The sequence below is a fragment of the Pseudomonas sp. CCI3.1 genome (assembly GCF_034313985.1).
Taxonomy (GTDB): Bacteria; Pseudomonadota; Gammaproteobacteria; order Pseudomonadales; family Pseudomonadaceae; genus Aquipseudomonas; species Aquipseudomonas psychrophila.
In genome coordinates, this window is sequence record NZ_JAVIWO010000001.1 from 3,619,977 (window position 1) to 3,643,556 (window position 23,580).

A 23,580-nucleotide genomic window follows, 5' to 3' on the forward strand; every position below is an offset into this window, starting at 1 on the left:
GACAGAAGATTCGCAAGGCAGGACGTGCCCGAAAAGTGCCTGCTCAACCGGGTGGCGTCAAGGAGGCCCGTCGGGTTTTGGCGTTCGGGCCAGACAATACACGTCCACGCGTCTGGCTCCGGCCTTAATCAGCAGTCGGGCCAGGCTTTCAGCCGTGGCACCGGTGGTCAGCACGTCATCGACCAGCGCCAGGTGCAACCCGCAGACCTGTACTCCGGGCGCGAGACTGAATGCCTGCAACAGGTTGCGTTTGCGGCCTTTGGCGTCCAGGGCTTGTTGCGCGGCCGTGTCCTGGGTGCGCAGCAGCCAGTGTTCGTGTCGAGGGATGTTCAGCGCAGCACCGAGCCACTGGGCGAGCATGGCGGCCTGGTTATAGCCACGCTGGCGCAGACGTTGGGTGGACAGGGGCACCGGCAGCAGGAAGTCGGGTCGGGGGCTACCCGAGTTGAAGTCATCGAGCAGCGATTGGCCGAGAAGTTCGGCTAAAAGTCGACCATAGGGCCATTTGCCGTGGTGCTTGAACCGGATGATCAGACTGTCGATCGGAAAGCCATACACCCAGGGCGCATGCACGTGGTCAAAGGCTGGCGGCTGCTTGATGCAATGGGCGCAGATCAGCCCCGCCATCGGTAATGGCAGCCCGCAACGCTTGCAGCTATCGCCCAACCACGGCAGTTCCAGCTCACAGGTCATACAAAGGGCAAAGGGTGTGCCGCAGAATTCGTCGCACAATAAACAGGTCTGGTTATTAAATAACCAGATGTAAACCTGCCTTATCCATTGTGGTTGACAGTTCATGTCACATCCTTAAACATGCCGACATCCGTGCCGTGCCTGAGGCGTTTGCCTCAGGTTCAAGTCTAAGCATAAACAAGAGAAACGCCGATGAGCGCCAGCAGCCTTGCCAACCTGCGACATGATTGGTCTTTAGCCGAGGTCCGGGCGATGTTTACCCAGCCCTTCAATGACCTGCTTTTCGAAGCGCAGACCGTTCACCGCAAGCATTTCAATGCCAACCGGGTACAAGTTTCGACGCTGCTGTCGATCAAGACGGGCGCCTGTCCAGAAGATTGCAAATATTGTCCGCAGTCTGGCCACTACAACACCGGCCTGGCCAAAGAGAAGTTGATGCAGGTGCAAAAGGTGCTGGAAGAGGCACAGCGGGCCAAGGCCATCGGCGCCACCCGTTTTTGCATGGGCGCAGCCTGGAAGCACCCGTCGGCCAAAGACATGCCCTACGTGCTGGAAATGGTCAAAGGGGTGAAGGCCATGGGGCTGGAAACCTGCATGACCCTGGGCAAGCTCGATCAGGAGCAAACTGCAGCGTTGGCCCACGCCGGTCTTGATTACTACAACCACAACCTCGACACCTCGCCCGAGTTCTACGCCAGCATTATCACCACGCGTACTTACAGTGAACGCCTGCAAACCTTGAGTTACGTGCGAGATAGCGGGATGAAAATCTGCTCCGGCGGCATTCTGGGCATGGGCGAATCGCTGGACGACCGCGCCAACCTGCTGATCCAGCTGGCCAATCTCCCCGAGCACCCCGAGTCGGTGCCGATCAACATGCTGGTGAAAGTGGCCGGCACGCCGATGGAAAACGCGGAAGACATCGACCCGTTTGATTTCATCCGCATGCTGGCGGTAGCGCGGATCATGATGCCGCACAGCCATGTACGCCTGTCGGCAGGCCGTGAGGCAATGAACGAGCAAATGCAGGCACTGGCGTTTTTTGCCGGGGCCAACTCGATTTTTTATGGCGACAAATTGCTGACCACGGCCAACCCCCAGGCTGACAAGGACATGCAGTTGTTCAGCCGTCTGGGGATCTTGCCCGAGGCGGGTGAAGATCATGCTGACGAGGTGCATCAGGCCGTGATCGAGCATGCACTGCGAGATCAGAAATCCAGCGAGCAGTTTTATAACGCTGTGGTTTAACCCACCCCCCGTAGCAGCTGCCTCGTCCCTTCGGCAGCGGCTACGACCGCTCATTGAGGCCAGCATGTCTTTTGATTTAAGTGCCCGTCTGGCCGTTCGTCGTGCCGATAATCTGTACCGTCAGCGCCCGCTGCTGGAAAGCCCGCAAGGGCCGCAGGTGGTGGTCGACGGTCAGCCGTTGCTGGCCTTCTGCAACAACGACTATCTGGGGCTGGCCAATCACCCGCAGGTCATCGAAGCCTGGCAGGCCGGTGCTTCGCGCTGGGGTGTGGGGGGCGGGGCGTCGCATCTGGTCATTGGTCACAGCACCCCGCATCACGTACTTGAAGAGGCCTTGGCCGAGTTCACCGGCCGCCCGCGGGCACTGCTGTTCAGCAATGGCTACATGGCCAATATGGGCGCTGTCACTGCGCTGGTGGGGCAGGGTGACACGGTGCTGGAAGATCGCCTGAACCATGCCTCGCTACTGGATGCCGGTTTGCTGAGCGGCGCGCGGTTCAATCGCTATCTGCATAACGACGCGGCCAGCCTGGCCAAGCGTCTGGAAAAGGCCTGCGGCAACACGCTGGTGGTGACGGATGGCGTCTTCAGCATGGACGGCGACCTGGCCGACCTGCCTGCGCTGGCCCGTGAAGCCAGAGCCAAAGGTGCCTGGTTGATGGTGGACGATGCCCACGGCTTTGGCCCCTTGGGCGCCAATGGCGGCGGGATTGTCGAGCACTTCGGCTTGAGCGCGGACGATGTGCCGGTGCTGGTCGGGACGCTGGGCAAGGCCTTTGGCACCAGCGGTGCTTTTGTTGCGGGCAGTGAAGAGCTGATTGAAAGCCTGGTCCAGTTCGCCCGGCCTTACATCTACACCACCAGCCAGCCGCCTGCCCTGGCCTGCGCAACGTTGAAAAGCCTTGAGCTGCTGCGCACCGAGCATTGGCGACGTGAGCATCTGAACACCTTGATCGGCCAGTTTCGGCGTGGCGCCGAGCAAATCGGCCTGCAGTTGATGGGCAGCTTTACCCCGATCCAGCCAATCATGGTTGGCGACAGTGGCCGGGCCGTTCGCGTGTCGCAGATGTTGCGCGAGCGTGGCTTGATGGTGGCGGCAATTCGTCCGCCAACCGTGCCCGCAGGCAGCTCACGCTTGCGTGTGACCTTGTCGGCGGCTCACACAGAAGCACAGGTGCAGCTATTGTTAAGTGCACTCGAAGACTGTTGGCGTACGTTGGAGCCGGATCATGCGTGATCGTTTGGTTTTGCTGCCGGGCTGGGGCCTGGGGGTTTCACCCCTGGAACCTTTGGCCGAGGCATTGCGCGCTCTGGACGAGCGCTTGCGGGTCGAGATCGAACCGCTGCCGGTGCTGCTGTCTACCGACCTTGACGACTGGCTCGACGAGCTCGACTCGACCTTGCCCGACAACGTATGGCTGGGCGGCTGGTCACTGGGCGGGATGCTCGCCAGTGAGCTGGCGGCACGCCGGGGCGATCGTTGTTGTGGGCTGGTGACATTGGCCAGCAACCCGAGTTTTGTCAGTCGCGAGGATTGGCCCAGCGCCATGCCCGCGTCTACTTTCGAACCGTTCCTCAGCGGTTTTCGCGATGCCCCGAACACCACCCTGAAACGCTTTTGCCTGCTGTGCAGCCAGGGCTCCCCTGAGTCTCGGGCATTGGCCGGGCTGTTGTTGGGCGCAGCACCCAAAGCCCAGCCGGACACCCTGCTGGCCGGTCTTGAACTGCTGGGTAAGCTGGACACCCGCGGTGCCTTACAACGTTTCAGTGGGCCACAACTGCATCTGTTTGCCGGGCTGGATGCGCTGGTGCCGCTGCAGGCAGGGACCGATGTACTGGGGTTATTGCCCGATGTCGAAGTGGGTCTGATTGAACAGGCTTGTCATGCTTTTTTACTGGAGGCTCCCCACGAATTGGCGGCGGCTATCCAGGATTTTTTACACGAGTCGGGCGATGAATGATTTGAGTGTTGCGATGCTTGCGGCCAGCTTGCCGGACAAGCGTCAGGTTGCGGTCTCCTTTTCCCGGGCGGCTGCCAGTTACGACAGTGTCGCCGAACTGCAACGAGACGTGGGCCATGAACTGATCGCCCGACTGCCGGCCAACCTCGGCCCGCAGCGCTGGCTGGATCTGGGAAGTGGCACGGGTTATTTCAGCCGAGTGCTGGGTCAGCGTTTTGCCGATAGTCAGGGGCTGGCGCTGGACATTGCCCAAGGCATGCTGGCCTTCGCCCGGCCCTTGGGTGGTGCGCAGCATTTCATTGCGGGCGATGCCGAGAACTTGCCACTGCAATCCAATAGCTGCGATGTGATTTTCTCCAGTCTAGCGCTGCAATGGTGTGCGGATTTCAGGGCGGTACTGAGCGAGGCTCATCGGGTGCTCAAACCCGGCGGGGTGCTGGCGTTCGCCAGTTTGTGCGCGGGTACCTTGAGTGAGTTGCGCGACAGCTGGCGAGCCGTCGATGGTCAGGTCCATGTCAATCGTTTTCGTGAGTTTGAGACCTATCAACAGTTGTGTGCGGACAGTGGCTTGCAGGTGCTCGACTTGCACAAACAGCCTCATGTGCTGCACTACGCGCAGGTTCGCCAACTGACCCATGAGCTTAAAGCCCTGGGGGCACACAATCTGAACCCAGGTCGCCCCGAAGGGTTGAGCGGCAGGGCGCGGCTTCAGGGAATGATGGGTGCCTATGAACAGTTTCGTCAGCCGCTTGGGTTGCCGGCGACGTACCAAGTGGTCTACGGCATTTTGGAGAAAACGCGATGAGCCCTGCGTACTTCATTACCGGTACTGATACCGATGTGGGTAAGACCACGGTGGCGGCAGGTCTTTTATATGCCGCCCGTGCAGCCGGGTTAAGCACTGCGGCAGGCAAGCCGGTTGCGTCCGGATGCGAAATCACACCGCAGGGCCTGCGCAATGCAGACGCGCTGGCGTTGATGGCCGAAAGCTCGATCAAGTTGAGTTATGACGAGGTCAACCCGGTAGCCTTTGAACCGGCTATCGCCCCGCACATCGCTGCGCGCGAAGCCGGGGTGGTATTGACGGTTCGTTCGCTGCTGGAACCCATGCAGCACATTTTGGCCAGGCAGGCAGATTTCACCCTGATTGAGGGCGCGGGTGGCTGGCGCGTGCCGCTTTCAGGGCAAGACAGCTTGTCGGATTTGGCTCAAGCGCTGGATCTGCCGGTGATTCTGGTGGTGGGCGTGCGTTTGGGTTGCATCAGCCATGCGTTACTGACCGCCGAAGCGATTGCCCGCGATGGCCTGCAACTGGCTGGCTGGGTAGCCAATATCATTGGTCCGAAAACCTCACGCCTGGAAGAAAACCTCGCCACCCTGGCCGAGCGTCTGCCTGCACCCTGCCTGGGGCGAGTGCCAAAACTTAAATCGGCATCGGCGCAATCCGTGGCTGAGTATCTGCAACTCGATTTGCTGGACTGACAGCAGTTCCCACAAATCAATCCTCCTTTGCCTACGAGCCGTCCTAAGACGAACGGCGGCTTCGCGCTGCTTGACAATAAATAGGCGTAAACGTATGTTTCAAACACCTGTTTGACCGCCATAACAAATCCACGCGGTTGTTCATCCCCGGATTCATCAGCAGAGGTTTATCGCTATGCCTGACTACAAGGCCCCCTTGCGTGATATTCGCTTCGTTCGTGACGAACTGCTCGGTTACGAAGCGCATTATCAGAGCCTGCCGGCTTGCCAGGACGCTACTCCAGATATGGTTGACGCCATTCTTGAAGAAGGCGCCAAGTTTTGTGAGCAGGTGCTGGCACCTCTGAACCGTGTGGGTGACATCGAAGGCTGCACCTGGAGTGAATCCGGCGTTAAAACCCCTACCGGCTTTAAAGAAGCCTACAAACAATTCGTTGAAGGCGGCTGGCCGAGCCTGGCTCACGACGTAGAACACGGTGGCCAAGGCCTGCCGGAGTCGCTGGGTCTGGCCGTCAGTGAAATGGTTGGCGCTGCCAACTGGTCGTGGGGCATGTACCCGGGCCTGTCCCACGGTGCGATGAACACCATTTCCGAACACGGTACCCCCGAGCAGCAAGCCACTTACCTGAGCAAGCTGGTTACCGGCGAATGGACCGGCACCATGTGCCTGACCGAATCCCATTGCGGTACCGACCTGGGGCTGTTGCGCACCAAGGCCGAGCCTCAGGCTGACGGTTCGTACAAGATTTCGGGCACCAAGATCTTCATCTCGGCCGGCGAACATGACATGGCCGATAACATCGTCCATATCGTTCTGGCCCGCCTGCCGGATGCACCGGCTGGCACCAAAGGCATTTCGCTGTTCATCGTGCCCAAGTTCAACGCTAACGCCGATGGCAGCATCGGTGAGCGCAACGCTGTGTCCTGTGGCTCGCTTGAGCATAAAATGGGCATTCACGGTAACGCCACCTGCGTGATGAACTTCGACGGCGCCACAGGTTTCCTGATCGGTCCACCGAACAAAGGCCTGAACTGCATGTTCACCTTTATGAACACCGCACGACTGGGTACCGCGCTGCAGGGCTTGTCCCACGCCGAAATCGGTTTCCAGGGTGGTCTGAAATACGCCCGCGACCGTCTGCAAATGCGCTCGCTGACCGGTCCTAAAGCGCCTGAAAAGGCAGCTGACCCGATCATCGTTCACCCGGACGTACGTCGCATGCTGTTGACCATGAAGGCATTCGCCGAAGGCAACCGTGCGATGGTTTACTTCACCGCCAAACAAGTCGACATCGTGAAATACGGCGTTGATGAAGAAGAGAAAAAGAAAGCCGACGCACTGCTGGCTTTCATGACGCCGATCGCTAAAGCGTTCATGACGGAAGTCGGTTTTGAATCCGCCAACCATGGCGTTCAAATCTACGGCGGCCACGGCTTTATCGCTGAGTGGGGCATGGAGCAAAACGTTCGCGACAGCCGTATTTCGATGCTGTACGAAGGCACCACCGGTATCCAGGCCCTCGACCTGCTGGGCCGTAAAGTGTTGATGACCCAGGGCGAAGCCCTCAAGGGTTTCACCAAAATTGTCCACAAGTTCTGCCAGAGCAACGAAGGCAACGAAGCGCTTAACGAATTCGTCACGCCTTTGGCTGCACTGAACAAGGAATGGGGCGAACTGACCATGAAAGTCGGTATGGCGGCCATGAAAGACCGTGAAGAAGTGGGTGCGGCCTCGGTCGATTACTTGATGTATTCGGGTTATGCATGCCTGGCGTACTTCTGGGCTGACATGGCCCGTCTGGCGGCTGAAAAGCTGGCGGCTGGCACGTCCGAAGAAGCGTTCTACAAAGCCAAGTTGCAAACGGCACGCTTCTACTTCCAGCGCATCTTGCCGCGCACTCGCGCGCACGTTGCCACCATGCTGTCGGGCGCTGCCAACCTGATGGACATGAAAGAAGAAGACTTCGACTTGGGCTACTAAGTCCTGACGGGTCATCCAAAAAGCCGCGTTCCCTTTGGGGCGCGGCTTTTTTGGTTTTTGGTGCTCCCCAAAAAAACCAGTGGGAGCGAGCCTGCTCGCGAAAGCTTTCGCGAACAGGCTCGCTCCCACATTAGATATGTTTTCATGACTTATTTATTGATCGTGGTCACAGCATGACCCTATGTATCGCTATCGTCGTTAAGCTAGACTGGGTCCTACATTAATCGCCGTATACAGATTACGAGGTTTGCCATGGCTGACTACAAAGCGCCCCTGCGCGATATGCGCTTCGTCCTCAATGAAGTTTTCGAGGTCGCTACACTTTGGGCGCAATTGCCTGCGTTGGCAGAAACCGTAGATGCTGAAACGGTAGAAGCCATTCTTGAAGAGGCGGGCAAGGTTACCGCTAAAAGTATCGCGCCCCTGAGCCGCAGCGGTGATGAGGAGGGTTGCCACTGGGACAATGGTGCAGTAACCACCCCGGCCGGTTTCGTCGATGCCTATCGTACTTACGCTGAAGGCGGTTGGGTCGGCGTCGGCGGTGATCCACAGTTCGGCGGCATGGGCATGCCCAAGGCCGTGTCGGCCCAAGTGGAAGAAATGATCAACTCCTCCGGGCTGTCCTTCGGTTTGTACCCGATGTTGACCGCCGGGGCCTGCGTATCAATCAACGCCCACGCCAGCGAAGAGTTGAAAGCCACTTATCTGCCGAACATGTACTCGGGCGTGTGGGCCGGTTCCATGTGCTTGACCGAGCCCCATGCCGGGACGGATCTGGGGATCATTCGTACCCGGGCTGAGCCGCAAGTGGATGGTGCTTACAAAGTCAGCGGCACCAAAATCTTCATCACCGGTGGCGAGCACGACCTGACCGAGAACATCATCCATCTGGTGCTGGCCAAATTGCCGGATGCACCTGCCGGGCCTAAAGGAATTTCGCTGTTCCTGGTGCCAAAATTCATGGTCAATGCCGATGGAAGCCTGGGTGATCGCAACCCGGTGACGTGTGGCTCGATTGAACACAAAATGGGCATTCAGGCGTCAGCCACCTGCGTGATGAACTTTGATGAGGCAGTGGGTTACCTGGTGGGAGAGCCCAACCGTGGCCTGGCTGCGATGTTCACCATGATGAATTACGAACGTTTGGGAGTAGGCATTCAGGGCCTTGCTTGCGGCGAGCGCTCGTATCAGAACGCCGTGGAATATGCCCGTGACCGCCTGCAAGGACGTGCTGCAACCGGCGCACAAGCCAAGGACAAAGTGGCGGACCCGATCATCGTGCACGCAGACGTGCGTCGCATGCTGTTGACCATGAAGGCTTCTAACGAAGGCGGTCGGGCCTTTTCGACCTATGTTGCCAACCAGCTGGATATCGCCAAGTTCAGCGAAGATGCCACGGCCCGTGAGCGCGCCGACGGCCTGGTTGCCTTGCTGACGCCCGTGGCCAAGGCCTTCCTCACGGATCTGGGGCTTGAAACCACGGTGCACGGCCAGCAAGTGTTCGGCGGCCATGGCTACATTCGTGAGTGGGGCCAGGAGCAACTGGTTCGCGATGTGCGCATTACCCAGATCTACGAAGGCACCAACGGTATCCAGGCGCTGGATCTGGTGGGGCGCAAGATCGTGGGTAATCAGGGTGTTTACTACCGCCAGTACGCCGACGAAATCCGTCAGTTTATAGCCTCGGCTAACAGCGAACTGAACGAGTTCACCCAGCCATTGGCTGCGGCTTTGGACACACTTGATCAGTTGACAGCCTGGGTGCTGGACCGCTCGCAAAACAATCCGAACGAGATCGGAGCCGCGTCCGTCGAGTACCTGCATGTTTTTGGTTACACAACGTATGCGTACATGTGGGCACTAATGGCCAAGGCCGCGCTGGGCAAAGAGGCCGATGAAGCCTTCTATGTCAGCAAACTGGGGACTGCACGTTTCTACTTCGCACGTTTGCTGCCACGGATCGATTCTTTGAGTGCCTCGGTGAAGGCGGGCAGCGATTCGCTGTATCTGCTGGACGAGGCACATTTTTAAAAGGTTTAGTGAGTTGTAAGCATTTGCTTACATTACATGCTGACAATCTCCCATATCCCCGGATTGGATCCAGAGGTAATCTACTTTCAATGGACGTCGAGCAGGAAGCTCAAAGCAACAACAGGGACACGTAGGATTCTGCCAGGATGGCGGAGTGAAAAGGATGTCAGGGAAACAGTCTGCAAAACCCCGCCTCGGCGGGGTTTTCTTTTTTGTGCGTCAGAATTTTTACTTTGACGTTAGATCCCTCCGTAGCAGCCTCGCTCCGCGAGTCAGCTGCTACGCGGCTACAACGTTTGTTCATTGCTCTGCATCACATCCTCAAGCAGCGTGCGCAACAACCCCAATGTGGCTTGCTGACGCTGTACATCGCGGCACACCAGCCCGACCTTCAATGGCACTCTGGGCTCACTCAGCGGTTTCCACAGCAACGTCTTGTCATCATGTTGATGACGCGAGCGCCCCGGCAATACAGTGGCCAGTTTGCTGTGGGGCAGGCTGTCGAGTATCCCGGCCATGGTGTTCAGTTCGGCCTGAACCTGCGGTCGGCGGCCCAGGTTGGCGAGTTGGGTTTGCCAGATCTGACGCACCTGAAACTCTTCCCCGAGCAGCAGCATCGGCAACTCAGCGGCCTGGCTCAGTGACACCTTCTTGAATTCACGCAGCGGATGATCAGCCGGGATGACCAGTTGCAGCTCGTCTTCGTACAGCATCATGCCGTGCAGTCCTGGCTGGCGTGGCGGCAGGTAGCTGATACCAATATCGAGTGAGCCATTGAGCAGGCGCCTTTCGATCTCGATACCGGTCAGTTCGTAAATCTGCACCACCAAATGGGGTTGGGCCTGGCGCACACGCTCCAGCATTTGCGGGACGAGGCTGGTGTGCACGGTTTGCAACACGCCGATGGCGATAGTACGCAGGGCCTGGCCCTGAAAATGGTGCAAGGCCTCCTTGGCCCGTTGCAAACCATCGAGCAGTGGCAATGCGTGGTTGTACAGCGTGTGCGCTGCAAGCGTGGGCAAAAGGCGTTTGCTGCTGCGCTCAAAAAGACTCACATCGAGGTTGTGTTCGAGCTGGCGAATCTGCTGCGACAGGGCGGGTTGCGAGATAGACAGACGCTCCGCAGCACGGCCCACATGGCCTTCTTCGTAGACCGCGACGAAATAACGCAGTTGCTTGAAATCCATAAGTAATACTTATCGAAAATACTTAAAAAACGAAATGGCTCAACGGCCCTGAGGCGCCTAGTCTACGCGCATTCCACAAGGCTCATCGAGCCAGAGATGCTGATGCGCAGCGGCGTTATACATAGGCAGGGCAATAAACCCATCGAGAGGTTTACCTTCTATATAAATAGCCGCAAGTTGCAAATCAAATCTGTTTATGGTCACAAGGTCCGCGTGCATGAACCTGTTTAACCTGCGTCGCCATTCCCCCAGCCTTGAAGAGATGGCTGCGCATTCTGCGCCCTCGATGTCGGGCAGCCACCCTTCCCGTGAGTACCTGATGCCCTGCGTTGAGCGCGAAGCCCACGTGTTTGTGCGCGGGCAAGGTTCGTGGATGTGGGACAGCGACAGCCGTGCGTACCTGGATTTTACCCAGGGCAGCGCAGCCAATAGTCTGGGCCACAGCCCGGCGGTGCTGGTCAAGGCGATGGCCGACCAAGCGCAATCGTTGATGAACCCTGGGGCGGGGTTTTTAAACCGGGGGATGCTGGATTTGGCTCAACGCTTGTGCGAAAGCACCGGCAGCGATCAGGTTCATTTGCTCAACACCGGGGCCGAGGCCAACGAGGGCGCGATCAAGCTGGCGCGTAAATGGGGGCAACTGCATCGCGGTGGCGCGCATAGGATCATCACGGCCAGTCGCAGTTGCCACGGTCGCAGTTTTGGCGCGATGTCGGCCTCAGGCAGCGCGACGGTGGATAACCGGTTTGAGCCGCAACTGCCGGGCTTTATTAATGTGCCGTTTAATGACTTGCCCGCGCTGCATGCGGCAGTCGACGCACAGACCGTGGCCATCATGCTGGAGCCGGTGCAAAGCGAAGCCGGGGTGATCCCGGCGACCGAGCATTACCTCAAGGGTGTTGAGCGGTTGTGCCGCGAATTGGGAATTCTGTTGATCCTGGATGAAGTCCAGACCGGCATGGGGCGTAGCGGCACCTTGCTGGCGGAGCAGCATTACGGCCTTCGCGCCGACATCATCACTCTGGGCAAGGGCCTGGGCGGCGGGGTGCCACTGGCGGCACTGCTGGCTCGCGGCAAGGCGTGCTGCCTGGCGCCTGGCGAGCTGGGTGGTACTCATCATGGTAATGCCTTGATGAGCGCGGCCGGTTTGGCAGTGCTCGACACACTGCTGGAAAAAGGCTTTTTGCAGCAAGTCCGCGACGCGGGGCAACATCTGCGCGAGGGTTTGGGCCGGTTGGCCATGAGTTATGCACAGGGTGAATTGCGCGGGCAGGGCCTGTTGTGGGGGCTGACTTTATCGGATGACTCGGCGCACGAGGTGGTCAAGGCGGCGCTGTATGAGGGGCTGCTGATCAGCGCACCGCAACCGGACTGCCTGCGCTTCACCCCGGCCTTGTGCGTGAGCAAAGGCAACATCGACGAAATGCTGCTGCGCCTGGCCCGAGCATTTGCCCGGGTGCGTACCGCGCAATTGCAGTGTCGCCGTGGGGTTGCCGTCTGATTGCAGCCGCCACACTGAATTCAAAGAACCGTCTCGCGGTATAACGCGTCGCCCTGTGCCTGATTTCTTCGGCATGGGGCGTTTTTTTTGCTTGTGGATAAGTAGTGACTGAACCTTTGGTCTGGCTCCGGAGTCGATTAGCGGTAGGGCTCGATTGAGCCCACCAATAATTGGGAGCTGTGTCCATGGACCTTATCAAAATCATCTTCGCCATCCTGCTTCCGCCGTTGGGCGTATTTATGCAAGTGGGTTTTGCAGGGGCTTTTTGGCTGAATATTCTGCTGACGTTGTGCGGTTACATCCCGGGGATCGTGCACGCGGTGTGGATTATCGCCAAGCGCTAGTGCGGCAACTGATTCGGGTGGAGCGGGCTTGCTCGCGTTCAGGCAACTCGGTCTATCAGGCAGGGTGAGTTGATGCTATCGCGAACAAGCCCGCATCCACGGGATCAGTGCGTCAATAATTGGCTGTAAAACAACCATTCCTGCTCCAGCGCGTGAGCCTGATTGCTGGCTTTGCGAAAGCCGTGGCGTTCGTCGGGGTAGTAATGGGCCTTGGCCGGGATGCCGTTGGCTTGCAGGGCCTGGAGCATGTCTCGGGTTTGCTGCGGTACGACCACAGCGTCCAGTTCACCCTGAAAGAAAATCACCGGCACGCTGATCTGGCTGGCGTGCAGTAACGGGGTGCGAGCCGCGTAGCGTTGGGCATCGCGCTCGGGATCGCCAATCAGCCAGTCCAGGTAATCACCCTCAAACTTGTGGGTGGCACGGGCCAGGGCAATCGGGTCGCTGACGCCGTACAGGCTGGCACCCGCCCTGAACACGTTGTTGAACGCCAGCGCGCACAGCGTGGTGTAACCGCCTGCACTACCTCCTCGAATAAACGCGTTGCCTGGGTCAATCAGTCCTTGTTCGGCGAGATAACTGACCACCGCGCAAGCGTCTTCGACATCCACCTCTCCCCATTTCAAGTGCAGGGCTTGCCGATAGGCACGGCCATAGCCGCTGCTGCCGCGATAGTTGAGGTCGGCCACGGCAAAGCCGCGCTGGGTCCAGTATTGAATTCGCGGGTCGAGCATCGGGTAGCAGGCAGATGTCGGACCGCCGTGGATAAACACCACTAAGGGCGGTTTGATTTCACCCTGCATCGAGGGGTAGAAAAAGCCGTGTGCCTGGCCCGCGCCCGAGGGGTAGCACAGGGTTTGTGGGCGGCTGATGTGCTCGGGTGGCAGCGGCGCAACGCCACCGGCCAGCACGTCAACCTGGTGGTCGGTGCGGCGAATGCGGATCACAGCGGAGGGGTAGACGGGAGACGCGGCGATGCAATAGATAAACGCATCATCCAGTGCCAGGCTGCGAAAACGGCTGTAATCACCGGTGAAGTCGTCGATGTTGCCGTCAGCCGTGCGGATGCCCAGATGTCCAAAACCAGCCTCGGTCCAACTGGCCAGGTAGGCCTGTTCGCCCATCGGCAGCCAGGTACTGGCGCCCAGTTGCCACGGTGCAGGCGCATGGTCGGCGTGGGCGCTTGGGGCTGGCACCAGGCCTTGGCCCGACTCGGCCCAGGGTTGCCAGAACCCCGCGCGGTCGGTCAGGCAATGCAAGCGATTGTGTTCGTCGAAGCGCGGTTGTTGCAGCGATTCTTCAGCGAGATCACCCGCCAGACAGTGTGCGGGGTTCCAGCGACCTGCGGTTTGGCCTTCAGCCAGCATCAAGCGGGTCGAGGTCCACGGTTGATGCGGGCGACTCCATTCGACCCAGGCCAGGCGTTGTCCGTCAGGGCTCTGTGTGGGGGCCGCGTAGAAGTCGGCACCTTCGGCCAGCACCTGGCGTTCAAGGGTGCTCAGGTCGATGCTGACCAGCCGATGCTGATCGAGGTTTTCTTCAACGGCCAGCACCAGGCCCGCTGCACACTGCACGTCGCCATAACGGCAAGTGCCCTGGGTCAGGGGTTGTGGGGCCGTACCGTCCAGGGGTTGCAGGTACAGCTGTTGATCGGCTTCGTTGACGAACACCACGGCGTCATCACTCAGGCAAAACGCGCCACCGCCGTACTCGTAGACCCGGCTGCGCACGCTGAAGCCATCGGGCGTCAGGCAACGGGCCTGGCCGTCGTGCCAATGCCAGATACGGCAGGCAGCATCTTGTGGTCGGTATTCGTTCCAGAACAGGCCCCGAGGGCCGACGCGCAATTCTGCGAAGTCGACCCCGGCGGCCACAGCGAGCGCGGCGCTGAACGGTTCAGCCTTTAGCGATGAGACGTGAGTTTCGTTCATTTCGGAAGGCCAATTGTTCGATGGTCTGGGTGGCGTGCTCAGCTTCTTCGCGCGCCTTGAGAATCAGGTCGTGTTGTGGCGATTTACTGCAGACAGGGTCTGCGTTGCTGGCGTCCCCGGTGAGCATAAAGGCCTGGCAACGGCAGCCGCCGAAGTCCTTTTCTTTCTCGTCGCACGAGCGGCAAGGTTCGGGCATCCAGTCATAACCGCGAAAACGGTTGAAGCCAAACGAGTCGTACCAGATGTGCTGCATGGTGTGGTCGCGCACATTGGGGAACTCGACCGGCATTTGCCGTGCACCATGACATGGCAGGGCCGTGCCGTCAGGCGTTACGGTCAGAAAGATGCTGCCCCAGCCGTTCATGCAGGCTTTTGGACGTTCTTCGTAATAATCCGGGGTCACGAAAATCAGCTTGCAGGGATGGCCCTGGGCTTCAAGTTTGGCCCGGTACTCATTGGTGATGCGCTCAGCCCGGACAAGCTGCTCTTTGGTCGGCAGCAAACCGACGCGATTGAGCTGGGCCCAGCCATAAAACTGGCAGGTGGCCAGTTCGACAAAGTCGGCCTCCAAAGCGATGCACAGCTCGATGATGCGATCGATTTTGTCGATATTGTGCCGATGGGTGACGAAGTTCAGCACCATCGGATAGCCATGAGCTTTTACGGCGCGGGCCATTTCGAGCTTTTGCGCGAAGGCTTTCTTCGAGCCGGCCAGCAGGTTGTTCACTTGCTCGTCACTGGCCTGGAAGCTGATCTGGATATGGTCCAGTCCGGCTTTTTTGAAGTCGCTGATCTTTTGCTCGGTCAGGCCAATGCCCGAGGTGATCAGGTTGGTGTAGAAGCCCAGTTTGCGGGCTTCGCCGATCAACTCGGCCAAGTCCTGACGCACCAGCGGTTCACCACCGGAGAAGCCCAGCTGGGCCGCGCCCATCTCCCGAGCTTCGCGAAAGACCTTGATCCACTGCTCGGTGCTCAGCTCTTTGCCTTGCTGGGCGAAATCCAGCGGGTTGGAGCAATACGGGCATTGCAGCGGGCAGCGATAGGTCAGTTCGGCCAGCAGCCACAGCGGCAAGCCCACTTCAGGCTTGGGTGGCAGCGCCATGAGGCTGTCAGGCGAGTTCGATCCAGTGCTCTGCACGAGCGACCTCCATAAATTGCTCGATGTCTGCACCGAGCTCGGGTACGCCGGGGAACTGTTTGTCCAGTTCACCAATTATGGCCGCGACATCGCGCTGGCCATCGATCAGGCCGCCAATCAGTGCGGCGCTGTCATTGAGTTTGATCATGCCTTCGGGGTACAGCAGCACATGGCCTTTTTGCGCGGGTTCGTACTGAAAGCGGTAGCCGGTGCGCCAGGTCGGGATTTTGCTGCGATCGAAGCTCATAGGGTGATTCCTTTATGCCAGACCCGCTCGGTGGTCACGCTGTGATACGGCGGGCGGTCAAGCTCGTAGGCCATGGTCATGGCATCGAGCATGCTCCAAAGAATGTCGAGTTTGAATTGCAGAATTTCCAGCATGCGCTGCTGACCTTCCCAGGTGGTGTAGTGCTGCAGTGTAATCGCCAACCCGTGCTCCACGTCGCGCCGCGCTTGGCCTAGGCGGGTGCGAAAGTACTCATAGCCGGCCGGATCGATCCACGGGTAATGCTGGGGCCAGCTGTCGAGGCGCGACTGGTGGATTTGCGGCGCGAACATCTCGGTCAGCGAGCTGCTGGCGGCTTCTTCCCAACTGGCGCGGCGGGCAAAGTTGACGTAGGCATCCACCGCGAATCGTACGCCGGGCAGAACCAGCTCCTGGGAGCGCAACTGATCCGGGTCCAGGCCGACCGCCTGACCCAAGCGCAGCCAGGCTTCGATGCCGCCGTCTTCGCCGGGGGCTCCGTCGTGGTCGAGCAGGCGTTGAATCCACTCGCGGCGCACTTCGCGATCCGGGCAGTTGGCCAGGATGGCGGCGTCCTTGAGCGGGATATTGACCTGATAGTAGAAGCGATTGGCGACCCAGCCCTGAATCTGCTCGCGGGTCGCGCGGCCTTCGTACATCGCCACTTGATAGGGGTGGTAGATGTGGTAATACGCGCCTTTGGCACGCAGCGCGGCCTCGAATTCGGCGGTGGAGAGTGGGGCTTGGGTCATGGAATGCCTCCGGAAAATATTCTATGTAGTCGCTGCCGCAGGCTGCGATATGGACCGCAGGGTCTTCGAGAAAACGGGTTGCTGCGCAACCCTTCGCAGCCTTCGGCAGCGACTACAAGGTTCAGCTTTTACAACTCGATGCTCATGCCATCAAAAGCCACTTCAACGCCCCGACGAACCAGTTCGGCACGTTCGGCGGAGTCTTCGTCGAGGATCGGGTTGGTGTTGTTGATGTGGATAAGTACTTTGCGTTGCGCGGGCAATTGCTCAAGCACTTCGAGCATGCCGCCGGGGCCGTTTTGCGCCAGGTGGCCCATTTCTCGGCCCGTACGGGTGCCTACGCCACGGCGCTGCATCTCGTCGTCATCCCACATCGTGCCGTCCACCAGCAAGCAGTCGCTGCCCGCCATGATCTCCAGCAACGGCGCATCGACCTTGCCCAGGCCCGGTGCGTAGAACAGTTTGCCGCCGGTGCGCAGGTCTTCGACGATCAGGCCAATGTTGTCGCCCGGGTGCGGGTCGAAACGGTGCGGTGAATACGGCGGTGCCGCACTGCGCAAAGGCAGCGGGCTGAAACGCAGGTTGGGGCAGGCAGGAATGGTGAACGAGCCTTCAAGCTCGATGCGGTTCCAGTTCAGGCCGCCGTTCCAGTGCTTGAGCATGGTGAACAGCGGGAAGCCTGTGCTCAGGTCTTCGTGGACCATGTCAGTGCACCACACCTCATGGGGGCAACCTTCGCGCAGGCTTAGCAGGCCGGTGGTGTGGTCGATCTGGCTGTCCATCAGGATGATCGCGCTGATCCCGGTATCGCGCAGGGCCCGGCCCGGTTGCATCGGGGCGAAGCTTTGCAGTTGCGCACGGATATCGGGCGAGGTGTTGCACAGCACCCAGTTCACACCGTCATCGGAAATCGCAATGGAGGACTGAGTGCGGGCGGTAGCACGCAGGGTGCCATCACGAAAACCTGCGCAGTTGACGCAGTTGCAGTTCCACTGCGGGAATCCACCGCCAGCGGCGGAGCCTAGAATCTGGACGAACATGGCGTGTTCTCTTGCGATGCTGTAAATAAAAACGCCCCGGCGAACCGAGGCGTTGGGCTGCTCTGCTGGGCTCCTTTATTCAAGAGGCCGTGCAGATCAACGGCTTGCGAAGTACATGGTGACTTCAAAGCCAATGCGCAGATCGGTGTAAGCAGGTTTAGTCCAAGCCATTAGGTGACTCCTTCAGTGAGTGGGTGAATGGGTGTCTCTTGATTAGTCCTGCTCCCGAAGGAGTGGTTCAAACGCTTAGGTGGCTATGTTACTAAATTTGGCGGTTTTTGAACGCTCAATGTCGAAGAAAGCCCGTTACGTGGTTGGTAATGATCAGCTTCTCCCTTGATAAAACGTTTTAGTCGCAGGGGTTGTGGCCACGCATACCCAACCGCTTGCCGGCGAGTTAATGTGCTCGGCCGCTTTCAGTGTAGTGCCTTGATCCAGCGCCATAAGTGCAGTGTAGAGGGCTGTCAGGTAATCCGACGGGTGGCCCGCCAGTTTGGCTTGCCATAACAATTCACTGGCCTGGAACACGCCCAGGGCCTCGGCCGAGAATTGTTGTGCCAAGGCAGCACGGGTCTGGGTGAAAGATGTTTCATCCAGCGCCAAGATTAGATCCGGCAAATGCGCGAGGAAGTTCTCGATGTGCTCAAGGATTTGAGTCGTTGAGGCGTGAGGCGATTGCACCCCGAACAGCAGACCTGTTTTACCGTTGATTTGGCGCAGACCGCTGAATACGGCATAACCCAACTGCAACTCAACCCGCAGGCGTTGATAAAACGGGGTTTGCATCACGTGGGCGAGCATGCGCCAGGCGGCTTCGTCAGCCAGAGTGGCCTCGGGGGCCGGGCAAAACAGGATCAGCGCGTGTTCGCTGGAGTCGCAGGTTTCGGTGTGCCAATGGCGTTGAACCGGCTGCACGGGCCCGTGTGCCAGATGTGCATCCGGGGTGCCGGGAACCTTGTTCAGCACAGGTGTGATCAAGGCCTGCGTGGCAGCGGGCAGGCCTGTTGCCAAACCGTCCCAGCGCGCCTCGGCCCAGCAGTGCTGCAGATCGTTGAGCGCCGACTCGCTCGCCGGTTGGCACAACTCGGGCAGGCGTTTAATCAGTTGGCGAATCGGCATCAAGGCGGCGTCTTGGGACAGGTTGCCCGACGGCACGGCCGAAGGTGCGCTGAGCACACGCAGTGCGTGTTCAAGAATGGCGGGCATCGGCTCGTGGAAACCGTACATCTTCAGCAACCAGTCATTACCTGACGCAGTCAACGAAACCTCAACGCCGGCTTGTTGGGCATCGAGCTTCAACGAGCGCAAGTTGTTGTCCAGTGTCGCCAGCAAGGCGTCAGCAGGCTTGGCGGGCAGGCGCCAGCGCAGGTAAACCACCGCCTCGCCGCTATGGCTGGGCACTGCGGTGCTGAAACTCATGGCGGACACGTCGCGGCGAGTGCGCAAGCGGTCCTGGGCAAAGGTTCGCAAGCCACGGTGAGCACTGGTTTGCCCGCGAATCAGGCCGGTGCTGACCGGCTCTTTCGCCGCTTGCAGATACGGATTAGGTGCAGGCAGTTGCCAAACTTGTGGCGATGACGGCAGGGATGCGGGTTGCATCTGTTCGAGAATTGCCTTGAGCGTTGTTACACCCTGATCCGACAGGCCGGGTACACGTTGCTCACAATCATGGCGGGCCAGTTCCAATGCGCCACTCACCGCTTGCTGACGCTGCAGCAGCAGGAGGTACTCCTCACGCAGCGTTGGCCAATCCTGCTGTGCGCTGAAAAACGCCAGCCAGTCATGGAACGTGTCGCGAATCTGCATGGCCTGCAGGGCAATATCGGTGTCGGCTTTGAACTCAATCTGCAGCAGTGCCTGGCCATTGAAGTGATAGAGCGGCGTGGCTTTCAGGGTGTCGATCAATCCCTGTTCGCGTAATTGTGCGAGGAGGCCTCCGGGCTTGTCTGCGTTGATCCAGTGGCACAGAAAATCCAGGGCCGGGTCGGACTCCGGCAGCAACTGTTCGAAGGCGAACATCAGGCTCAGATGCTGGCCGTCGATGTGTTGATAGCGGGGCTCAACGCTGGCCATCAGTGCTGGCGGGCAGACCTGCTGCAGGCTGTTGCCGGGGCGCAAATCGGCGCTGCACCGTTGCGCCAGGGCGATCAATTCATGGGTTGATAGCGGACCGCTCAGGCTCAAGGTCATTTGCCCGGTCTGATAGAACGTTTGGTAAAAGTCTTTTAGGGCTTGCTGGAAACTCGCGCGTGGCACGGGCAGGCTGTAGCGGTTGCCCGCATGGAATGCCCGCAGCGGGTGAGACGGGTTCAATGGCTGAAACAGCTTCATCTCGCGCTGCGCCGAAATCTCGCGGGCCCAGGCAATGAACTCTGCGTGCAGTACTTCGCGTTCGCGAAGCTGGTCATCCAGAGCCATGCGCGGATGGGCGAGCATGTCGCACAAGCGCTCAAGCCCGCCGTCAAAGGCGCCCGGTGGCAGCTCGAAAAAGAAGTCAGTGTGCCGCTCGCAGGTTCTGGCATTGACCTGGCCGCCGTGGCGCTGCACGTAAGCCATCAGGTTGTCTGTCGCCGGGAAGCGCTCGGTGCCCAGAAACAGCAAGTGTTCCAGGAAATGCGCGAGGCCGGGCCAGGCTGCGGGCACATCGTGGCTGCCTGCGGCAACCCGTAAAACGGCCGCGCAGCGCTTGAGACGCGGCTCATGGCGCACGCAGAGGGTCAGACCGGTTTCAAGTGTCAGACGTTGGGTGTGAGGGTGATTCAGCGCAGGCATGGGCACTTCCGGAACAGAGATGTGCTCATGCTAGCGGATTTAGCCCTTGCTCAGCTCGCGATAAAGTTCCGGGCGACGGTCCGCCAGGTAGACATTGCCGGTTTTGGCATCAGCCAGTTGCTGGCGATGCAAGGTCGCGACAAGTAGGGTTGGCTCATGCTCGGCCAGCGCAATTTGCTTGCCGTTGGGTGCGGCGACACTGCTTTGGCCGCAGTAGAGGATGTCGCCTTCATGCCCGCAATAGTTGGCGTAGGCCACATAGCACTGATTCTCGAAGGCACGGCAGCGCACCGTGACATCGGCGATGAAGTCGTAGGGCGCCATATTGGCGGTGGGCACCACAATCAACTCGGCACCGGCCAGCGCCAGGCGGCGGGTGTTCTCGGGGAACTCCAGGTCGTAGCAAATCAGCAGGCCAAGCTTCCAGCCATTGAGTTCAATGACCGGGAATGAGTCCGGGCCTTTGCTGAACATCGAGTGATCGAGTTCGCCGAACAGGTGGGTTTTACGGTAGTTGCACAGGCTTTTGCCGTGGGCGTCGATCAACTGCACGCTGTTGTAGATTTGCCCGTCTGCTCCGCGCTCCGGGTAGCCGTAGGCAATGGCCGTGTCAGTGGCTTTTGCCAGTTCGCCAATCTGCTGGGCGGCGTCGCCGTCGTGGGTTTGCGCCAGTCTGGCCACGGCCTGGGCACCGATGTTGTAGCCCGTGAGGAACATTTCGGGCAGGACCAGCAGGTCGATGTCTTTGGCTTGATGCGCAATGTCATTTAAGCGCTGCAAATTGCCCGCAACATCCAGGGGCAGAGGCGTGCATTGGTAAAGGGCGACGCGCATGGGGTTCTCCTGGTCATTAACTCTGTAGAGACTCTGTTGCCGATTGGGGTACCCCTTGTGGGAGCGAGCCTGCTCGCGAAGGCCGTTCGCGAGCAGGCTCGCTCCCACCGTGAAGTTCCTTTGCCGCTGGCGCAAGTGGTGTTAATCAATCCGGCAATGCAATCGGGCCGATTTCGTGGAACACATCGCCCGGCCCGGGGTTGGCCGCGTGGGTGCTGCCGCCAAAGTGGGTCATGATGCCCCACACCGCGTTCAATGAAGTCTGTACCGCACCTTCCACCCAGGCCGGGGTCCACGACACGTCGTCGCCGGCAATAAAGATTCCCCGTTGCTCGCTGGGCATGTCCTGCTGCATGAAGTGCGCGTACATCCGCTGGTTGTAGCGATAATGCCCCGGCAGTGCGCCCTTGAAGGCACCCAGAAAGTGCGGGTCGGCTTCCCACGACACCGTGATCGGATCGCCGATGATGCGGCTGGCGATGTCCACTTTGGGGTAAATCTTTTTCAACGAATCGAGGGCCAGCTTCACGCGCTTTTCCACCGGGTGCGGAAGCATTTTCAGCGCATCGCTCATCCATGAATACGACAGGCAAATCACCCCCGGCTTGTCGTCGCCGTTGTCGAACAGGTAAGTGCCACGGGTCAGCCGGTCGGTGAGGGTCATGCTCATCAGGTCGCGGCCGGTTTCGGGGTCTTTGTCTTTCCAGAACGGGCGGTCGACCATGACGAAGGTTTTGGAGGATTGCATGTAGCGCGTACGGTCCAGCGCCATCCACACTTTTTGTGAGAACAGCGACTCTTCGCATTCGATCTGGGTGGTCAGCAGCCAGCTCTGACAGGTCACCAGTACGGCTTCATAGGGGCGGGTGACCCCGAGTATGTCAGTGACGGAAAACATCCCGTCCTCTGAACGAGAGATGGCCTTGACCCCGGTACGTGGTGCGCCATGGTGTAGCGAACTCAGACTGGTGCCAGCAGGCCAATGGGCGCAGCGCTCGGGTGCGTGGCGCCAGATCCCCAGGGGTACTTGCTCAACACCGCCAACCACCAGATGTTGGTGGTCGTCGCAGTTGGTCATCACCACGCGAAAAATCTCGAGCATCGAGTTGGGGAAGTCCGAGTCCCAGCCACCGGTGCCGAACCCCACCTGGCCAAACACTTCGCGGTGCTGGAACGACAACTTGGCGAAGGCCTTGGAGGTGGCTACAAAGTCATAGAAGGTGCGGTCGTCCCATAACGGAACCAACGTGTCCCACAGTTCTTTAAGGCGAGGTACGTCACGGTCACGGATGGCTTGCTGAATATCGCCAAAGCGCGAGCCTTCTTCCAGCGCGTCTGCCCAGGCGTCAGCTACTTCTTGAAACAGTGCAGGCAGGTCCGCCAGTTTTTGTGCGTAGAAGGTCTGGCCTTCGAGGTCGATGACGGTACTGCCCGACGCGGGTGTCAGCGGGTTGGGGAAGGGTTTGGTCTCCAGCCCCAGCTTGTCGACGTAGTGGTAAAAAGCGGTCGAGGAGACCGGGAAGCGCATGCCGCCCAGTTCGGCGATCACCCCTTCGCTGCCTTCAAAGGCTTGCGAGCGCAGGCGTCCGCCCATCTTCGAGGCTTCATACACCACGGGTTTGAAGCCCAGTTTCATCAGCTCATAAGCCGCCACCATACCGGCCATACCTGCGCCGACAATCGCCACCTCAGTTCCAAGCTTGTGTGCCGGGATGGTGCCCAGGCCCGCCGGGTGTTCGATCCAGTCATCGAAGGCAAACGGAAAATCCGGGCCGAAGATGGTGATGGGTTTTTTGCCGTCGTTAGGGTGGCGATTATTCTTGTTCATGGCTGACCTGGCTGGCGACTCACGCTTAACGTTGAGTATAGGAAAAGACAGGCACCATGATAGGGAGCGTGGAACACGGTAATAAGACGCAAACTGTCGTCGTTATGGCTTTTGTTTAGTCAATATGACGAAGTTGGTGGTCTAAATGACTTATCCTCGATCAACTTTGCTGCTGAGGATGATTGAGGTGGTGGTCTTCTCGACGCCCTCGACGCTGCCGATCTGATCAAGCAGTTGATCCAGTTGCTCGGGGGAGTCGCTGCGCAGCCAGGCCACGTAATCGAACTCGCCACTGACCGCGCACAGTTGCTGCACCTGGGCCATTGCGCTCAAGCGACGCACCACCTCTTTGCCGGAGCGTGGCTGCACGGTAATCCCGACGTATGCCTGCAAACCGCCATCAATCAACCGCTGCCCCAGTCGAACCCCATAACCGGTAATCACCGAGGTTTTCTCCAGTCGTGCCAGCCGTGAGGTCACGGTGGTACGCGCAATTCCCAACTGGCGAGCCAGCATCGCAACGCTTTCACGGGCATTGAGTTGCAAGGCCGCAATCAATTGGCGGTCGATTTCATCCAGCGCGGGAGGGCGGGTATCAGGCACGTGAAGCTCC

21 protein-coding genes are annotated in these 23,580 nt (G+C 59.3%); 9 read left to right on the forward strand and 12 right to left on the reverse strand.

Annotated elements, in window-relative coordinates; genetic code table 11:
- Window positions 1-57 precede the first annotated feature (57 nt).
- Entirely contained in the window at window positions 58-798 is a 741-nt protein-coding gene (locus tag RGV06_RS16535) for a ComF family protein (protein ID WP_037031831.1), read from the reverse strand.
- Between the two features lie 87 nt (window positions 799-885).
- Between RGV06_RS16535 and bioB the strand changes: the two genes are divergently transcribed.
- From bioB to RGV06_RS16570, 7 genes are all read left to right on the forward strand, one after another.
- Window positions 886-1,941 carry a biotin synthase BioB gene (gene bioB / locus RGV06_RS16540; protein ID WP_322150547.1) on the forward strand — a complete coding sequence of 352 codons (1,056 nt, stop codon included), beginning with the start codon at window positions 886-888 and terminating at the stop codon, window positions 1,939-1,941.
- Window positions 1,942-2,005: 64 nt separating this feature from the next.
- Window positions 2,006-3,178, forward strand: coding sequence for an 8-amino-7-oxononanoate synthase (gene bioF, locus RGV06_RS16545; RefSeq protein ID WP_322150549.1), 1,173 nt, complete (start codon window positions 2,006-2,008; stop codon window positions 3,176-3,178).
- On the forward strand, window positions 3,171-3,902 hold the full coding sequence (locus RGV06_RS16550) for an alpha/beta fold hydrolase (RefSeq protein ID WP_198821632.1): 732 nt from the start codon (window positions 3,171-3,173) through the stop codon (window positions 3,900-3,902). The genes bioF and RGV06_RS16550 overlap by 8 nt, the downstream gene beginning before the upstream one ends.
- Window positions 3,895-4,707 (forward strand): malonyl-ACP O-methyltransferase BioC, encoded by an 813-nt coding sequence (gene bioC, locus RGV06_RS16555; protein WP_019823021.1) that lies wholly within the window; start codon window positions 3,895-3,897, stop codon window positions 4,705-4,707. Before RGV06_RS16550 ends, bioC begins: the two co-directional genes overlap by 8 nt.
- Window positions 4,704-5,384, forward strand: coding sequence for a dethiobiotin synthase (bioD, locus tag RGV06_RS16560; RefSeq protein ID WP_019823022.1), 681 nt, complete (start codon window positions 4,704-4,706; stop codon window positions 5,382-5,384). The genes bioC and bioD overlap by 4 nt, the downstream gene beginning before the upstream one ends.
- Before the next feature lie 175 nt (window positions 5,385-5,559).
- Window positions 5,560-7,365 (forward strand): phenylacyl-CoA dehydrogenase, encoded by a 1,806-nt coding sequence (locus RGV06_RS16565; protein WP_019823024.1) that lies wholly within the window; start codon window positions 5,560-5,562, stop codon window positions 7,363-7,365.
- 252 nt (window positions 7,366-7,617) lie between these two features.
- The gene (locus RGV06_RS16570; protein ID WP_019823026.1) at window positions 7,618-9,396 is read left to right on the forward strand and encodes an acyl-CoA dehydrogenase C-terminal domain-containing protein; all 1,779 of its coding nucleotides are present in this window, start codon (window positions 7,618-7,620) and stop codon (window positions 9,394-9,396) included.
- 287 nt (window positions 9,397-9,683) lie between these two features.
- Here the strand turns inward: RGV06_RS16570 and RGV06_RS16575 are convergent, their stop codons facing one another.
- On the reverse strand, window positions 9,684-10,583 hold the full coding sequence (locus RGV06_RS16575) for a LysR family transcriptional regulator (protein WP_019823027.1): 900 nt from the start codon (window positions 10,581-10,583) through the stop codon (window positions 9,684-9,686).
- Between the two features lie 217 nt (window positions 10,584-10,800).
- Here RGV06_RS16575 and RGV06_RS16580 point away from each other — a divergent pair, with 217 nt between their 5' ends.
- Both RGV06_RS16580 and RGV06_RS16585 read left to right on the forward strand, forming a co-directional pair.
- On the forward strand, window positions 10,801-12,084 hold the full coding sequence (locus RGV06_RS16580) for an aspartate aminotransferase family protein (protein ID WP_322150554.1): 1,284 nt from the start codon (window positions 10,801-10,803) through the stop codon (window positions 12,082-12,084).
- Window positions 12,085-12,269: 185 nt separating this feature from the next.
- A complete protein-coding gene (locus RGV06_RS16585; RefSeq protein ID WP_004419451.1) occupies window positions 12,270-12,428 on the forward strand; it encodes a YqaE/Pmp3 family membrane protein in 159 nt (52 codons plus the stop codon).
- A gap of 104 nt (window positions 12,429-12,532) precedes the next feature.
- On the opposite strand, the gene RGV06_RS16590 is transcribed toward RGV06_RS16585, so the two are convergent.
- The 10 genes from RGV06_RS16590 to RGV06_RS16635 all read right to left on the reverse strand — a co-directional run bounded on the left by RGV06_RS16590 (window position 12,533) and on the right by RGV06_RS16635 (window position 23,570).
- Window positions 12,533-14,359 (reverse strand): alpha/beta hydrolase family protein, encoded by a 1,827-nt coding sequence (locus RGV06_RS16590; RefSeq protein WP_019823033.1) that lies wholly within the window; start codon window positions 14,357-14,359, stop codon window positions 12,533-12,535.
- A complete protein-coding gene (gene pqqE, locus RGV06_RS16595) occupies window positions 14,325-15,461 on the reverse strand; it encodes a pyrroloquinoline quinone biosynthesis protein PqqE (protein ID WP_019823034.1) in 1,137 nt (378 codons plus the stop codon). Before pqqE ends, RGV06_RS16590 begins: the two co-directional genes overlap by 35 nt.
- A 7-nt stretch (window positions 15,462-15,468) precedes the next feature.
- A complete protein-coding gene (pqqD, locus tag RGV06_RS16600; RefSeq protein WP_019823036.1) occupies window positions 15,469-15,744 on the reverse strand; it encodes a pyrroloquinoline quinone biosynthesis peptide chaperone PqqD in 276 nt (91 codons plus the stop codon).
- Window positions 15,741-16,493, reverse strand: coding sequence for a pyrroloquinoline-quinone synthase PqqC (gene pqqC / locus RGV06_RS16605; protein WP_019823038.1), 753 nt, complete (start codon window positions 16,491-16,493; stop codon window positions 15,741-15,743). Before pqqC ends, pqqD begins: the two co-directional genes overlap by 4 nt.
- Before the next feature lie 128 nt (window positions 16,494-16,621).
- Entirely contained in the window at window positions 16,622-17,533 is a 912-nt protein-coding gene (pqqB, locus tag RGV06_RS16610) for a pyrroloquinoline quinone biosynthesis protein PqqB (RefSeq protein ID WP_019823040.1), read from the reverse strand.
- A gap of 96 nt (window positions 17,534-17,629) precedes the next feature.
- The gene (gene pqqA, locus RGV06_RS16615; protein WP_003444522.1) at window positions 17,630-17,704 is read right to left on the reverse strand and encodes a pyrroloquinoline quinone precursor peptide PqqA; all 75 of its coding nucleotides are present in this window, start codon (window positions 17,702-17,704) and stop codon (window positions 17,630-17,632) included.
- A 153-nt stretch (window positions 17,705-17,857) separates the two neighbouring features.
- Window positions 17,858-20,305, reverse strand: coding sequence for a pyrroloquinoline quinone biosynthesis protein PqqF (gene pqqF / locus RGV06_RS16620; RefSeq protein ID WP_322150558.1), 2,448 nt, complete (start codon window positions 20,303-20,305; stop codon window positions 17,858-17,860).
- Window positions 20,306-20,344: 39 nt separating this feature from the next.
- On the reverse strand, window positions 20,345-21,139 hold the full coding sequence (locus tag RGV06_RS16625; RefSeq protein WP_322150559.1) for a carbon-nitrogen hydrolase family protein: 795 nt from the start codon (window positions 21,137-21,139) through the stop codon (window positions 20,345-20,347).
- 145 nt (window positions 21,140-21,284) lie between these two features.
- Window positions 21,285-22,967: a flavin monoamine oxidase family protein gene (locus tag RGV06_RS16630; RefSeq protein ID WP_322150561.1), complete on the reverse strand. Its 1,683-nt coding sequence runs from the start codon at window positions 22,965-22,967 to the stop codon at window positions 21,285-21,287.
- A gap of 150 nt (window positions 22,968-23,117) precedes the next feature.
- Window positions 23,118-23,570, reverse strand: a complete 453-nt coding sequence (locus RGV06_RS16635) for an Lrp/AsnC family transcriptional regulator (RefSeq protein ID WP_019823049.1) — start codon at window positions 23,568-23,570, stop codon at window positions 23,118-23,120.
- Window positions 23,571-23,580: the final 10 nt, after the last annotated feature.